This window comes from Echinicola sp. 20G (assembly GCF_015533855.1).
Taxonomy (GTDB): domain Bacteria; phylum Bacteroidota; class Bacteroidia; order Cytophagales; family Cyclobacteriaceae; genus Echinicola.
In genome coordinates this window covers 1,089,449-1,103,534 of record NZ_AP024154.1, presented here as the reverse complement: position 1 = coordinate 1,103,534, position 14,086 = coordinate 1,089,449, and the positions used below count along the sequence as shown (strand labels likewise).

Genomic DNA, 14,086 nt, shown 5'->3' with positions numbered 1-14,086 from the left:
CTACGCACAAGCGTAAGAAAAGACTTAGAAAAAACAGACATAAGAAGAAGTAATACACTTCTTCTTTTTGAGTTTTTACACAGAACAACGTTCATTAACATAAAAAAGGAGACACGATTTGAGTACGGAATTAGTAATTGATTCTGCTCAAAACAGTAGTCGAATAGCCCTTTTAAAAAACAAGGGACTGGTAGAACTTCATTCAGATGAAGACAACAACCAGTTTAAAGTAGGGGATATGTACCTTGGTACGGTTCGTAAAATCGTCAATGGGCTGAATGCAGCCTTTATTGATGTAGGTTACGAGAAGGATGCTTTTTTGCATTACCAAGACCTAGGGCCGAAAGTGAAAAGCCTGGTGAAATACACCAAGCATATCAGAAACAATCATTCGGACCATCCCACCCTTAAAGGGTTTGAACTAGAACCTGAGATAGAAAAGCTGGGGAAAATTTCCCAAGTCCTTTCTAAAACCAATCAAATTTTAGTTCAGGTTGTAAAGGAGCCGATCTCAACGAAAGGCCCGCGACTATCCTGTGAGCTCTCCCTAGCCGGTCGCTATTTGGTGCTGGTTCCTTTTTCCAATTCAGTCAATGTATCCAAAAAGATCAGAAAGGCTGAAGAGAGGAGAAGGCTTGCCAGACTCATCACTTCGATCAAGCCAGCCAATTTTGGTGTAATTATCAGAACAGTAGCTGAGGGCCAGTCCGTAACGGAACTGGACAAAGACCTTAGAAACTTGGTAACCACCTGGGAGGATGGCATGAAGAAGCTGATGAAAGCCAAGAGCAAAGATAAGGTGATAGGAGAAATGAGTATGGCCAGCTCTATCATAAGAGACCTGCTCAACGAATCATTCGATGCAATCACGGTAGAGGATGAATTAATCTATGATCAGATCCGGTCTTATATAAGATCGATTGCCCCTGAAAAGGAAAAAATTGTTAAGCTTTACAACGGAAAAGCTAAGCTCTTTGAAAGTTTTGGAATTGAAAAGCAAATCAAGAGTCTGTTTGGACAATCGGTAAGCCTGCCTCATGGCGGATATCTTATTATTGAGCATACCGAGGCACTGCACGTTATAGACGTAAACAGTGGAAACAAGTCCAACCAAGAAAGTGACCAGGAAACTACAGCATTAAAAACTAACCTGGTTGCTGTCAAAGAAATTGCCAGACAGCTTCGCCTCCGAGATATGGGCGGAATTATCGTCATCGACTTCATAGACATGAAGAAGGCCGAAAATAAAAGGGCCATCTATGACGCTATGAAAGCTGAAATGAAGGAGGATAGGTCCAAAAACACCGTCCTGCCATTGACCAAGTTTGGGTTGATGCAGATCACCAGGCAAAGAGTAAGACCTGAAGTGAATATTGTGACCAAAGAAACTTGTCCTTCATGTAATGGGACAGGAAAGATCCAAGCCTCAATTTTGGTGGCTGATAAGCTGGAAAGAGACCTTGAGTATACGGCGGTTCACCAGAACTTACCCAAAATTAAAATTGGGTTGCACCCTTACCTTCATGCATACTTTACCCATGGCATGATTTCAAAAAGGGTTAAATGGTTTTTTAAATATTTCAAATGGGTAAAACTGATCAAAGATTCTTCATTACCAGTGACGGAGTATAAATTCCTGGATGAAACAGGAGAAGAAATAGAACTTACAGTAAAAGACGGAGCCGAATAAGCTCCGTTTTTTTTATGTCTAACCTATCTTTTTTAGTCCCAGATAGTAAGTTGAAATTGTTTGTTACATATTAATTTCCACTCGTTGTTTTCATTTTTCTGAAATAGGTAAGCGCCTGTTTCGTAAGTGTTTCTACAATTTTGCTCAATTCCTTTCTGCAATTATTTTAATTCCTTTAAGTGTTAGGTCACGATCTATATAATCAAATGTATCTTTTAGATTGGTTAAAATTTCAGAAAGGCCACCAGTAGCAATAATGGTAAAATCCATGGAGAGCTCTTGTTGGATGGTTTGTAGCATCCCTTTCACCAATCCAGAGTAGCCATAAAGTATACCTGCCTGAATGGAATGGATGGTATTTTTCCCAATGGCCGATGTAGGTAGTTCCAGCTTGACCTCAGGAAGTTTAGAAGTATTTCTAAATAGAGATTTTAATGCCGTTTTAAGGCCAGGAACTATGTTTACTCCTATAATTTCTCCTTTATCACTGATTACGGTAAAAGTCAGCGCAGTTCCAAAATCTACAATAATACACGCGGAACGATGGGCTTCAAATGCAGCCACAGCATTGGCCATAAGGTCCGTGCCCATTTCTGCAGGCCTTGTTGTGAGGATATTTACAGATGAATAGCTGTGTTCATTAATGAAGTGGGGAGTAATGTTAAAAAAGGATTCTGAAAGGCTGATCAAGGTACGGTTAATTTCAGGAACTACAGAGCTAATGCCGATTTGTTTAACCTGAATAGGTTTGAGTCCCATCTCTAGAAAGAAAAGCTGTAGGTCTTTGGCCAATTTGTTTACACTGACCTCTCTTTTTGTTTCTACTCTGTGCTCATATTTCCAAGTTTGGCTACCATTGTCATAGAAGCCAAAAACAATATTTGAATTACCGGCATCGATAGAGAGAAACATAGTGTGGAGTTTTATATTCAAAAATCACAGAACCTGTATAAATCTAGCACCTAGATGGAGTAAAATGAAGCAAGATCAACGTTCTTTTTTCAAATTTTTATAATTTCGGATTATGTATACGATCAGAGAAGGAAAAAAAGAGGATTTGCCCAGAATATTCGAATTGATAGAAGAATTGGCAATTTATGAGAAAGCGCCTGAGCAAGTAACCAATACTGTGGCGATGATGGAAGAAGATGGGTTCGGCCCTAATCCAGTCTATGGCTTTTTTGTATTGATTAAAGAGGCAACTCAAGAAATCATTGGGACAGCCATTTATTATTATCGTTACAGTACATGGAAGGGAAGAAGATTGTACTTGGAGGATTACATTGTGACAGAAAAGGAAAGGGGCAAAGGAGCAGGTAAATTGCTATTTGAAAGGGTGATGAAAAAGTCCTTGGAGGATAATTGTACAGGAATGATGTGGCAAGTCTTGGATTGGAATGAGCCGGCCATCAATTTCTACAATAAGTATAATTCAGAAATTGAAGAAGGTTGGTATAACTGCCATTTGCAAGCTGAAGAGATCAGGGAAATGTTGGGTTAACTGTCTTGCTACATGAGATAAAAAAGGCTGCAACAAACAATTGTTGCAGCCTTTTTTTAAACCTGCTCTAAAACAGATCTGAAGAGAGCGTACTTGTTATTGTACTTTTGATTGAAGACTTCATGGATCTTCATATCATGGTTGTTTTGGTAATCCAAGACATGATCCATACTTTCTGCAAAATATTGAACGGAATAATTAACACCTCCGCCTTCCATTTCATGCAAAAGCTTGTAGAACTTAAATTCATTGAATAGGCCGGTTTCCATTACTTTGGGGATATGGGTAGCTTTCATCCATTGTACCCATTCCTTCTCCACATCTTGGTCAATATTTACTGTAATATTGTATAAAATCATTTTATCAGATTTTGTTTATTATTCAAATAGTTATAGTTAAACAAAATATTTATTTTTGCTTAAATGTATCTGATTACAAAAATAGATATTTTGGATGGTTTGAGCTGTATTGAATCAAAATAAAGCAGAATTGGGAGTTTTATTTGTGACACTGCAAACATTTTAATCCACAAAAGGTTATCAATTCATGTTATTTGCATTACTGTTTGTGATTTTAGGTTTTTTCCTGATGGAGATTTCTGGTTGGTTTATCCATAGGTATATCATGCATGGATTGCTTTGGAGAATTCATAAGACGCACCATCAGCACTCTAAGGGGCCATTTGAGCTCAATGATCTATTTTCACTGCTATTTGGAAGTATTTCGATCATTTTAATGGTCCTTGGTTTTGAGCAACTGGATTACAGATTCTGGATGGGATTGGGGATTACCATTTATGGAGCTGGATATTTTGTGTTGCATGATATACTGATCCATAGAAGAGGAAAGTGGATCAAAAGGCCAAATAGAAATAGCTTCTTCAGGGGCATATTTAAGGCGCATCAAGCCCACCATGCCAATAATAAAAAGAAGGGAACGGAGGCTTTCGGTCTCTTACTGGTTCCACTAAAGTATTTTAAAGAAGGGAAGAAATGAGTAGTTATTCGATAAAGGATTTGGAGCATCTTTCGGGGATCAAGGCACATACCATCCGGATTTGGGAGCAACGCTATAATTTGGTCGAGCCAAAAAGAACAGAGACCAATATCAGGTATTACGATGATGCGGATTTGAAATTGATTCTTAATGTCTCCTTACTCAACAACAACGGCTATAAGATTTCAAAAATCGCCAAAATGAGCTCGGAGGAAATCAGAGATAAGGTCATTGCCTTGACTGAAGGAGTTATGGCTTATGAAGATCAGATCTATGCCCTTACCGTTTGTATGATAGAAATTGATGAGGAAGGGTTTGATCGTATTCTTTCAATCAATACCAGAAGTATTGGTTTTGATGAAACTATGTTAAGTGTTATTTATCCCTTTTTGTCTAAAATCGGTGTTTTATGGCAGATAGGAGCCATCTCTCCGGCTCAGGAACATTTTATCAGCAATTTGATCAGGCAGAAACTGATTGTGGCGATTGATCGGTACGTGTATCAAGGTGGAGGTAAAAAGTTCATGCTCTTTTTGCCAGAAGGAGAGCTGCATGAAATATCTCTTCTTTTTGCTGCTTATTTGATCAAAAGTGAAGGGCATAAGGTGATTTATCTTGGACAGAGCACGCCGCAAGAGGACTTGTTAGAAGTTTATAAGTTTCATCAACCAGAATATTTGATCACAGTACTTACCACTTCTCCTGAGGTAGAACTTGTGGCAGCATACCTTTGTAAGCTTAGCAAAACATTTCCGAAGAGTACGATTATTGTATCGGGTTATCAAGTTCTTAGAGGTGAAGTTGAGGTGCCTGAGAATGTCATGATAATGAATAAAATAGAAGAGGTCAAATTTTATCTACAAGACGAGAGAAAGGTAATTAATGAGGACTGATTTCCTTAAGGTTCTGCGATCTAAATAAAGAAGAAAGGTATTGATTATACGTTATACAATCACACGGGCAAAAGCCCGTTTTTTTATGCCAAAAATATTTTTGTTTAATATAAATAAAAATTAATTAAACAATTGTTTTTATTTTGTTTAATATAAATTATATTTGATTAAACAAAAAAGACCAAGCTATGACAACGCTCGAATTCAGTTATACCTTAAACCAACATTCAAAATCTCTAAAACCTTTTGCGCTTAGGCTGACCAAAGACTTGGATGCGGCAAATGACCTTCTACAGGATACTGTGCTAAAAGCATATACGAATAGAGATAAATTTTCGGATGGTACTAACCTGAAAGCTTGGTTATATACCATAATGAAAAACACATTCATTACGAATTATCAACGGATGGTAAGACGGGCAACTTTTGTAGATACAACGGATAACCTACACTACCTTAATTCAGGAGATACAGCTGTGGAAAATGGAGCGCCAGGTGAGTTTGCCTTAAATGATATCAATAAATGCATTGATAGATTAGATGAGGTGTATCAGGTTCCATTCATGATGTACTTTAAAGGATGGAAATATCAAGAAATAGCTGAGAAATTAGATTTACCTATCGGAACGGTCAAAAACAGAATTCATATCGCAAGGAAAATCTTGAAAGATGATCTAAAGGTTTATAAGCTTGACTAAAATGACCAACGAACAAGTAGTGGTAATAGGTGCTGGCTTTGCGGGTATTGCAGCAGCCACCAGGTTAGCTAATCAAGGCTACCGGGTAACGTTATTGGAGAAAAACGATAGCCCTGGAGGTCGCGCTCGAAAATTTACAGCTGAGGGATTTACTTTTGATATGGGTCCAAGTTGGTACTGGATGCCAGATGTGTTTGAAAGTTACTTTGCGCAATTTGGAAAAAAAACATCCGATTATTATAAGCTTGTAAGGTTAGATCCTTCCTACAAGGTTTATTTTGGTGAGGATGATCAAATTGATATGCCTGCTGATTTAGATGGATTAAAGGAGTTGTTTGAATCAATTGAAGCGGGAGCTGCAGAAAAGTTGGAGAAATTTCTGGTGCAAGCCGCCCACAAATATAAAGTAGGTATTCAAGATTGGGTATATAAGCCGGGTCAGTCCATATGGGAATTTGCGCAGCCGGGGATTATTAATGACCTGATCAAGCTGGATATTTTTAATTCCATGAAAAAGCATGTGAGGAAATTTTTCAAAAATGAAAAATTAGTCAGGCTGATGGAGTTTCCTGTACTTTTTTTGGGTCAGACAGCGGAGAAAATACCAGCGCTTTATAGCTTGATGAACTATGCAGATATGGTTTTGGGGACTTGGTATCCTATGGGAGGTATGCATGAGATCATTAAAGGAATGGTCACCTTAGCGGAAGAAAGAGGGGTTGAGTTTATTTATAATGCTGATGTAAGCCATATAAAAGTTCAAAATGGAGAGGCCAAGGCGGTTCATTTGACCGATGATCGGTCTTTCCTTGCGGATATTGTGATTGCAGGAGCAGACTATCATCATGTGGATAGCGCCCTTCTGCCACCTGACTGTAGAAATTATTCTGATACCTATTGGGACAAAAGAACCCTAGCACCTTCTAGCCTTATTTTTTATTTAGGTATTGATAAGAAACTCAAAAACCTTGACCATCATAACCTCTTTTTTGATGAGCCTCTGGAACCTCATGCAGCGGCGATATATGAAAATCCTGACTGGCCTGAGAAACCATTATTTTATGTGTGTTGTCCTTCCAAGACAGATCCTTCCGTTGCACCAGAAGGCAAAGAAAACCTATTTATTCTTATTCCGCTTGCCCCAGATTTAGAGGATTCTGAGGCCAAGAGAGAAAAGTATTTACAATTGGTGATGGACAGATTGGAGAAGCTTACGGGGCAAAGTATTAGAGAACACGTGCTTTATCGCAGGTCTTATGCACATCGAGACTTTATTTCGGATTACAATGCTTATAAAGGCAATGCTTATGGATTGGCGAATACTTTAGGTCAAACAGCACTGTTGAAGCCAAAATTGAGGAACAAAAAACTCAAAAATTTATATTACACTGGACAACTTACTGTTCCGGGTCCGGGAGTGCCTCCCTCTTTAATTTCCGGCCAAGTAGTGGCGCACGAGATTATCAAACAGAAATTTTCAATAGCCCCTCAAAACTAACAAACCATGGATGCTCTTAATTTATATCACCAGACTACGCTAGCCTGTAGCAAACTGATCACTCAAAAGTACAGTACTTCCTTTAGCTTAGGCATTAGGGTGATGGATCAGAAGCTTCACGGCCCAATATATGGTATTTATGGTTTTGTGCGTTTTGCAGATGAGATTGTAGATACTTTTCACCATAAGGATAAAAAGTATCTTTTGGATAAATTCCGAGAAGATACTTATGAAGCTATTGATCAAAAAATAAGTATGAACCCTGTCTTACATTCGTTTCAAATAGTGGTCCATCAATATGGGATTGAAAAGGAGCTCATTGATGCGTTTCTGGACAGTATGGCCATGGATCTTGATTTTAGTCTATACAATGATAGTAAATACAAACAATACATCTACGGATCTGCAGAGGTAGTTGGCTTGATGTGCTTGAAGGTTTTTTGTGAAGGAAACCAGGAAGAATATGAACGACTAAAATCTCCAGCGTGTAAATTAGGCTCTGCATTTCAAAAAGTTAACTTCCTAAGGGATATCAAGAGTGATTATGAAGAAAGAGGAAGGGTTTATTTCCCGGAAGTAGATTATAAAACTTTTAACCGTACAAAGAAAAAAGAAATTGAAGAGGATATCCAAAAGGACTTTGATGATGCCTATGAGGGGATAAAGCGCTTGCCTGTTGGTGCAAAAATTGGGGTCAAAATAGCCTATTTATATTATTTGAATCTGTTTCGGAAGATTAAGAAGTTAGAACCAGAAACGATTACTTTAAGAAGGGTACGAATCCCCAATATCAAAAAGCTATCATTGCTTTTAGGTATTTACTTTGGGTCAAAGTTAGGTTTAGAAGAATAGCTTATGGAGAAGTGTCTCTATTTGATATTAAACATTGCGACATTATTGTTCCCATTGCTTTGGTCATTTGAGTCTAAGGTAAGTTATGCTAAAAAGTGGTTTGCCTTATTTCCAGCCATTTTATTTACTGCTGCTCTATACTTGATCTGGGACCAGTGGTTTACAGAGATGGGGGTGTGGGGCTTCAATGAAAGATATTTGACAGGAGTATATTTGGGTAGTTTGCCCTTAGAAGAATGTCTTTTCTTTATCATTGTCCCCTTCTCAACTATTTTTATTTATGAAGTACTCCAATTTTATTTTCCTCCTAAACCCAAAACAAAGATTACCAAAGGCATTACATTTTTGCTTATAGGAGTCTTGATTATTATTGGAATCCTAAACCTTGACAAATGGTATACCTGTGTGAACTTTACTTTGGTAGCTCTCCTGCTGACCCTTCATTATTATTTCTTTAAGGATAAAATTTTAGGAAGGTTTTATGTTTTTTACTTGGTGCATTTGATTCCGTTTTTACTTTTTAACGGCACCTTGACAGGAGCATTTACTCCTGAACCAGTGGTGTTTTATGATGACGCAGAAAATTTGGGGCTACGCATATTTACTATCCCTGTAGAAGACTTTATCTATTCCATGGGACTGATGCTGATGAATATTTCTATTTATGAAAAAATCAAGCAAAGAAAAACAATCCAAAGCCCTTTGGGTTAATAAGATATGTTAGATCTCAAGGTACATATTGATCCTAATTCTGGTTTTTGTTTTGGTGTAGTATATGCCATAGAGATGGCAGAGGAAATCCTTGATGAAGAGGGCCACCTCTATTGCCTGGGGGATATAGTACATAATGATGAGGAAGTCAGTCGTTTGGTAAGCAAAGGTCTTAAAATCATAGATCGAGAATTTTTAAAAGATTTAAAAAATGAAAAGGTCTTGATCAGGGCGCATGGAGAACCTCCAACTACCTATGAGTTAGCACTGAAAAATGACCTTACTTTAGTAGACGCAAGTTGTCCAGTAGTGCTAAAGCTTCAAAATAGGATCAAGAATGCCTATGACCGTCAGGATAGGATCTATATTTTTGGTAAACATGGACATGCAGAGGTAGAAGGTCTATTGGGTCAGACCAAACATGAGGCGGTTGTATTTCAAAATATTGAAGAATTGGATTTGGACAATATGCCCGAAAAAATTACCCTTTTCAGCCAGACTACCAAAAGTACAGATAGGTTTTATGAGATCAACCGAATATTGGAAGAAAAGGGCATTACGGTTCAGACCAACGATACTATCTGTCGACAGGTTTCCAACCGAGATAAAGAATTGAGAAAGTTTTCGACAGAATTCGATAAAGTCGTTTTTGTGAGTGGAAGCAAATCAAGTAACGGTAAGGCCCTTTATGAAGTTTGTAAAAGTCAGAATACCGAAACCTATTTTGTCTCCAATGCAGGTCAAGTTAAACCGTCGTGGTTCAATTCAAATCAAACGGTGGGGATCTGTGGGGCGACTTCGACACCTCGGTGGTTGATGGAAGAGGTCAGGGACCGCTTGCTGAACTTTTAAAAGATATTTTTATCTTACAGTAACTTGGAAGAAAATATGTCTTTTGTCAAAGAAAAATATCGACCAGTTGATCCAATGGGAACTATCATTGCTTTGGGAATTATTTTGATATGGTTTCTATCTCTTCTATTTTTCCTTAACTGGGAAATGGATTATACCAATCCCTTGACTTACATGGGAGTCCTGATTCAAATGCATCTTTATACCGGGCTCTTTATTACGGCCCATGACGCTATGCATGGAACAGTATCCTTCAATAAAAGACTAAATAAAGCCATTGGCTGGTTTTGTGCCATCCTTTTTTCTTTTAATTTTTACCATAAGTTATTTCCAAAACACCATGATCACCATCGCTTTGTAGCTTCGGTGAGTGATCCGGATTATCATGAGTCAGGTGATTTTTGGCCTTGGTATTGGAGCTTTATTAAAACCTATCTTTCATTAGGTCAATTGGTATTGATGGGAGTAGCGTTTCAATTGCTCAGGCTGGTTTATCCTGTTGAAAATTTGGTGTTCTATTGGATGCTACCTGCTATTTTGTCCACCTTTCAGCTATTTTATTTTGGGACTTATTTGCCTCACAAGGGAGAGCACGACAATAAGCATCAGTCTGGTAGCATGAAAAAGAATCATTTTTGGGCGTTTCTTACGTGTTACTTTTTTGGATATCACTATGAACATCATGATTCTCCTGGAACTCCTTGGTGGAGATTATGGAGATACAAATCTTAAACCTCTATCCTTTTATTAGGTAATCGTGTTGAATAGACAGATTTCAGTAATTTTGCGGAACTTCATTTCAATGTTCAGCTCTCTGTAAATGTCAAATAACAGTTTAATAATTGTGGCCTCATTGGTCTTTGCTTTTTCTATCACTAAGGTCTCCGGGGTATTTGCACAAGATGACTCTCTCAAGGTTGCCATGGATACTTCAATATATGAAGGGCCAGAAGGCGGTCTTTTTGGTACGGTGGAAAAGGTGCTGGATGTATTGAGTACGGACACTTGGTCTTTTATTCCAGCAGTTACCTATTCTCCTGAAACCAGTTTAGGAGTAGGGGCAGGAGCCATCAAGGTATTTAAATCAGATAAAATGGTTGAGCAGAACCTTCGGCCTTCATCCATGCCAATTACATTTATTTATACCCTAAAGAAGCAGGCAATTTTGGAGCTTGACCTGGATTTGTGGAAGAATTACAATAAAGACTATATCAATGCAAGGCTAGAGTTGACCAAGTACCCCTTTAAATTCTATGGTATTGGAAATGATCTTCCCTCAGAAAATCAAGAAGACTATGCCAGCCGATATATCTATTTCCATCTTAATTATATGAGAAGGATTTTACCTCATGTTTATGTAGGTCCACGGATAGAATTTCGAGCCGACAATGTTTATGAGAAAAAAGAAGGAGGGATGTTGGACAGCGGATCCATTCCAGGAAGTGAAAATCCTCGGGTATCAGGCTTGGGTTTAAAGTTGAATTACGACACCAGAGATGATGTATTCCAGCCTCAGTCCGGTTCTTATCATCAATTTACATGGATGTCTTTCCAGCCTTTTTTAGGAAGTAAATACACATATAATCGTTATGAGTTAGACCTGAGAAAATATGTGCCTGTTTTAAGAAATAAATTGCTAGCTGTCCAAGCATGGTGGAGTTTTATAGAGGGGGAATCTCCTTTTCAGCAAATGGCAGCAATAGGTGGGAGCCGGAGAATGCGTGGATATTTTGAAGGTCGTTACCGGGACAAGATGGCCATGGTTTACCAGGCAGAATTACGGTTACCTGTTTATGGAAACTTGGGAATGGTGCTTTTCAGTAATGCTGGGCAAGTAGCGGACAAAATCTCTACCTATGGATTTGACCGTTTCCATTATGGTGGAGGATTTGGAATTCGCTATAAATTGATGGATGAGGGTATCAATATTCGTATTGACTTTGGCTTTGGAGACCAAACTGCCTTTTACTTTGGTCTTAATGAGGTTATCTGATAGGTTTATGGGAAAATGTACATCATGCTGAAGCTGGCCACGAAGTTAGTTTTGTCTAAGCCGGCGATGAAATATTGGTTGGGGTTCTCCTCTAAGTACCATTTGTAGTTTAAAGTGTTGACATACTGTATTTTTCCACTGAGCAGAAAGTTGTTTACTTTCCAGTCACCAATCAAGGAAGGAACCAAGTCAATGTATTTTCTTCTCCAATCCTTAATTTCTTCAAACCTCTTGTAATAGAAATCATTGTTATAGACAATGCGTTCCATAGTAAAGCCTAGTTTATTGTAAGCTTTAACCCAGCTAGCTTCAAAAAAAATGACATTGCTTCCCGGGCCATTTCCAGCACCTAGGACTTGCCCCAAATGGGTGTAACCATGTCGCACATAAGAATGCGTATACCAGCTATTTTTGGCCACGATGGCGTCCCTGACGGTCTGACCGGTTTGGGTCATCTCTGAGCTGAGTTGGATATAGCTGTCTTCTTTTTTTAAAGGGATTAGGTTGGTAAACCCAAAAGTAAATGCCCTGTTGAGGTCAGGGTTAACCAGAAAGTCCCTGAGCTTTCTACTGTTTCCATTTGAACCATATTCTCCATAGAATTCAAACAAGCCCCCATGGCTCATCCACCTAAAATATCCAGCGCTGAGTTGGTTTCTTTGGTCACGATCTACATTTACAACATTGGCGGGCCCTTTTTCTCCATTAAAGATGGGAAGGTAATCGGAGAATTGGTCCATGTCATTATTATACATCTGAGAAACACTGCTGAAGCCAACGCTTAGGCCAGGAACCCATTTTGGCTGGTAGCTGATGGTGATACCAGAAAGATAGCGCCAATCTTCATCTCTTTTAGGCACATAAAGTGGGGTTTGCTGACTGATATAGCTAGACTGGGGAGGTGGAAAACCTGAGTTTTTAAGCTTCCCAGCTATCAATTGGCCTTCAAAGTGACCTATCTTGGTGGAAATGGGTCTTTTGGTTTCAACGGTAGCATGAAGAAAACCTGGAGCATTATTACTCATCAGGAGTGAGTTTCTTTTGCCAGGTCCCCACCAGATGTTCTCTGTAGAAACTCCGATTGAGAAATCCTTGTAAGTGTATTTAATGCTAGATTGACCCCAGAATAGTTCTGTATAGGAACCAGTACCAAAACGTTCTGGAATATCTGCGTAGTTTAGCCATTCATAGTATTGCCTCCAAGTACTGGCCCAGTGATCCAAGGGGAAGCCTTCAAAATCGAGATTTTGAGCGGTAATAAGTTCAGGTTGAAATTGAAGGCTCAGGCCTTCGAATTCAGCGTAGAAGCCTCCACTGAGAAGTACCTGGAGGCCTTTATTGGGAATCATTGCGCCATCATTAATCCCAAAGGAATAATTAGAATTGTACTGACTTTTCACCAAAACTGGTAGTATTTTGAAAATTCCTTTTCCATTGGCAAAGAGTTGTTGGACCCTATAATCATAAAGATCATTATAGATACTTCTGGAATTGTCAAATTCACCATCCATATCATCAACATTTGGAGATAGGGGTCTTATGTTGAAAGAGTAGTTTTCATTGAAATTACCAATGAGCTGTTGCCTTCTCAGGTACTCTTCCAAAAAGGGTGCATTGAGATTACTGGTTTGTGCAAAAAGCAGAACAGGAGAGCTTATCAAAAAAAGAAAGGTGATAGCCTTAATGGTTTTATATAGTATTGAGCTTTTTGTCATCATTTTACATAAAGGGCACTTACTTCAATTTTGGAGATGGACCAACTTTCATCGCAGATTGCAGATGGTGCGTTACTTTGGTTTAAAATGTCACCGCAAGTGATGTTGATATTTGGATTGGAATGGTCGATCAATTTTGAAATTCTATATTTTGAAGTCCAGCCTGGAGTGTTTCTGTATTGACATAGTCCGGGCAGGTTGGTTTCAACTGCACTGGTTTTTGGATCATAATTTCTGCCATAATTGTCAGGATAAGACTGGTAAAGGCAGTAAGTAGAAACACAAGGTGAATTGGAAAAGGTGGTGTATAGGATTTGTTGCTGATCTACGTTCATGTACCAATAGTCTGGTCCTCCTACGCCTCCAACGTTTCCGTCCCAACTGTCATGAAGCAATAATTCAATGACTACTCTTACGGTATTGTGATAAGGCATATCCTCTATGTTGAGGGAGATTTCTTCATTATTGTAATTGCCAAGGATGGTATCATTTTCAAAAACATGGACTTTACCATTCTCAATATTGGTAAGACTGCTAGCATGGGAAAAGTCATTTTCATACACCAAAATTTCTCCCACTAATTCATCCTCTTGACAGGAACTGAGAAATGATAATGTAATTGCTAGTCCAAAAAGTAAAGGAAAAGACTTAGGGAGTTTTATTTGCATCTGGTGACCTAGCTGGTTT

General features: G+C 38.6%; 15 protein-coding genes. 11 read left to right on the top strand and 4 right to left on the bottom strand.

Annotated elements, in window-relative coordinates:
- Positions 1 to 118: 118 nt before the first annotated feature.
- Positions 119 to 1,690 carry an Rne/Rng family ribonuclease gene (locus JL001_RS04860; protein WP_200975023.1) on the top strand — a complete coding sequence of 524 codons (1,572 nt, stop codon included), beginning with the start codon at positions 119 to 121 and terminating at the stop codon, positions 1,688 to 1,690.
- A 144-nt stretch (positions 1,691 to 1,834) separates the two neighbouring features.
- On the opposite strand, the gene JL001_RS04855 is transcribed toward JL001_RS04860, so the two are convergent.
- Positions 1,835 to 2,602, bottom strand: a complete 768-nt coding sequence (locus JL001_RS04855) for a type III pantothenate kinase (protein ID WP_200975022.1) — start codon at positions 2,600 to 2,602, stop codon at positions 1,835 to 1,837.
- A gap of 112 nt (positions 2,603 to 2,714) precedes the next feature.
- Between JL001_RS04855 and JL001_RS04850 the strand changes: the two genes are divergently transcribed.
- Entirely contained in the window at positions 2,715 to 3,191 is a 477-nt protein-coding gene (locus JL001_RS04850) for a GNAT family N-acetyltransferase (protein WP_200975021.1), read from the top strand.
- A 56-nt stretch (positions 3,192 to 3,247) separates the two neighbouring features.
- Here JL001_RS04850 and JL001_RS04845 read toward each other — a convergent pair whose 3' ends face one another.
- The gene (locus JL001_RS04845; protein WP_200975020.1) at positions 3,248 to 3,550 is read right to left on the bottom strand and encodes a DUF4286 family protein; all 303 of its coding nucleotides are present in this window, start codon (positions 3,548 to 3,550) and stop codon (positions 3,248 to 3,250) included.
- A 187-nt stretch (positions 3,551 to 3,737) separates the two neighbouring features.
- On the opposite strand from JL001_RS04845, the gene JL001_RS04840 reads away from it, so the two are divergent.
- From JL001_RS04840 to JL001_RS04800, 9 genes are all read left to right on the top strand, one after another.
- Complete coding sequence (locus JL001_RS04840; RefSeq protein ID WP_200975019.1) at positions 3,738 to 4,187, top strand: sterol desaturase family protein; 450 nt, start codon at positions 3,738 to 3,740, stop codon at positions 4,185 to 4,187.
- Complete coding sequence (locus JL001_RS04835; protein ID WP_200975018.1) at positions 4,184 to 5,080, top strand: MerR family transcriptional regulator; 897 nt, start codon at positions 4,184 to 4,186, stop codon at positions 5,078 to 5,080. Before JL001_RS04840 ends, JL001_RS04835 begins: the two co-directional genes overlap by 4 nt.
- 188 nt (positions 5,081 to 5,268) lie before the next feature.
- Positions 5,269 to 5,778: an RNA polymerase sigma factor gene (locus JL001_RS04830; RefSeq protein WP_200975017.1), complete on the top strand. Its 510-nt coding sequence runs from the start codon at positions 5,269 to 5,271 to the stop codon at positions 5,776 to 5,778.
- A 1-nt stretch (position 5,779) separates the two neighbouring features.
- On the top strand, positions 5,780 to 7,276 hold the full coding sequence (locus JL001_RS04825) for an NAD(P)/FAD-dependent oxidoreductase (RefSeq protein ID WP_200975016.1): 1,497 nt from the start codon (positions 5,780 to 5,782) through the stop codon (positions 7,274 to 7,276).
- 6 nt (positions 7,277 to 7,282) lie between these two features.
- Positions 7,283 to 8,128 (top strand): phytoene/squalene synthase family protein, encoded by an 846-nt coding sequence (locus JL001_RS04820; protein ID WP_200975015.1) that lies wholly within the window; start codon positions 7,283 to 7,285, stop codon positions 8,126 to 8,128.
- Between the two features lie 3 nt (positions 8,129 to 8,131).
- Positions 8,132 to 8,839 carry a lycopene cyclase domain-containing protein gene (locus JL001_RS04815; protein WP_200975014.1) on the top strand — a complete coding sequence of 236 codons (708 nt, stop codon included), beginning with the start codon at positions 8,132 to 8,134 and terminating at the stop codon, positions 8,837 to 8,839.
- A gap of 6 nt (positions 8,840 to 8,845) precedes the next feature.
- The gene (locus tag JL001_RS04810) at positions 8,846 to 9,691 is read left to right on the top strand and encodes a 4-hydroxy-3-methylbut-2-enyl diphosphate reductase (RefSeq protein ID WP_200975013.1); all 846 of its coding nucleotides are present in this window, start codon (positions 8,846 to 8,848) and stop codon (positions 9,689 to 9,691) included.
- 36 nt (positions 9,692 to 9,727) lie between these two features.
- On the top strand, positions 9,728 to 10,423 hold the full coding sequence (locus JL001_RS04805; protein ID WP_200975012.1) for a fatty acid desaturase: 696 nt from the start codon (positions 9,728 to 9,730) through the stop codon (positions 10,421 to 10,423).
- Between the two features lie 88 nt (positions 10,424 to 10,511).
- Positions 10,512 to 11,684: a BamA/TamA family outer membrane protein gene (locus JL001_RS04800; RefSeq protein ID WP_200975011.1), complete on the top strand. Its 1,173-nt coding sequence runs from the start codon at positions 10,512 to 10,514 to the stop codon at positions 11,682 to 11,684.
- A 5-nt stretch (positions 11,685 to 11,689) separates the two neighbouring features.
- Here JL001_RS04800 and JL001_RS04795 read toward each other — a convergent pair whose 3' ends face one another.
- Both JL001_RS04795 and JL001_RS04790 read right to left on the bottom strand, forming a co-directional pair.
- A complete protein-coding gene (locus JL001_RS04795) occupies positions 11,690 to 13,402 on the bottom strand; it encodes a capsule assembly Wzi family protein (RefSeq protein ID WP_236252719.1) in 1,713 nt (570 codons plus the stop codon).
- Positions 13,399 to 14,067: a hypothetical protein gene (locus JL001_RS04790; protein ID WP_200975010.1), complete on the bottom strand. Its 669-nt coding sequence runs from the start codon at positions 14,065 to 14,067 to the stop codon at positions 13,399 to 13,401. Before JL001_RS04790 ends, JL001_RS04795 begins: the two co-directional genes overlap by 4 nt.
- Between the last annotated feature and the right edge of the window lie 19 nt (positions 14,068 to 14,086).

Bases quoted from the DNA above. Each gene is read 5' to 3' on its own strand.
- JL001_RS04855 (WP_200975022.1), bottom strand. From the start codon at position 2,602: ATGTTTCTCTCTATCGATGCCGGTAATTCAAATATTGTTTTTGGCTTC.
- JL001_RS04850 (WP_200975021.1), top strand. From the start codon at position 2,715: ATGTATACGATCAGAGAAGGAAAAAAAGAGGATTTGCCCAGAATATTC.
- JL001_RS04845 (WP_200975020.1), bottom strand. From the start codon at position 3,550: ATGATTTTATACAATATTACAGTAAATATTGACCAAGATGTGGAGAAG.
- JL001_RS04840 (WP_200975019.1), top strand. From the start codon at position 3,738: ATGTTATTTGCATTACTGTTTGTGATTTTAGGTTTTTTCCTGATGGAG.
- JL001_RS04835 (WP_200975018.1), top strand. From the start codon at position 4,184: ATGAGTAGTTATTCGATAAAGGATTTGGAGCATCTTTCGGGGATCAAG.
- JL001_RS04830 (WP_200975017.1), top strand. From the start codon at position 5,269: ATGACAACGCTCGAATTCAGTTATACCTTAAACCAACATTCAAAATCT.
- JL001_RS04825 (WP_200975016.1), top strand. From the start codon at position 5,780: ATGACCAACGAACAAGTAGTGGTAATAGGTGCTGGCTTTGCGGGTATT.
- JL001_RS04820 (WP_200975015.1), top strand. From the start codon at position 7,283: ATGGATGCTCTTAATTTATATCACCAGACTACGCTAGCCTGTAGCAAA.
- JL001_RS04815 (WP_200975014.1), top strand. From the start codon at position 8,132: ATGGAGAAGTGTCTCTATTTGATATTAAACATTGCGACATTATTGTTC.
- JL001_RS04810 (WP_200975013.1), top strand. From the start codon at position 8,846: ATGTTAGATCTCAAGGTACATATTGATCCTAATTCTGGTTTTTGTTTT.
- JL001_RS04805 (WP_200975012.1), top strand. From the start codon at position 9,728: ATGTCTTTTGTCAAAGAAAAATATCGACCAGTTGATCCAATGGGAACT.
- JL001_RS04800 (WP_200975011.1), top strand. From the start codon at position 10,512: ATGTCAAATAACAGTTTAATAATTGTGGCCTCATTGGTCTTTGCTTTT.
- JL001_RS04795 (WP_236252719.1), bottom strand. From the start codon at position 13,402: ATGATGACAAAAAGCTCAATACTATATAAAACCATTAAGGCTATCACC.
- JL001_RS04790 (WP_200975010.1), bottom strand. From the start codon at position 14,067: ATGCAAATAAAACTCCCTAAGTCTTTTCCTTTACTTTTTGGACTAGCA.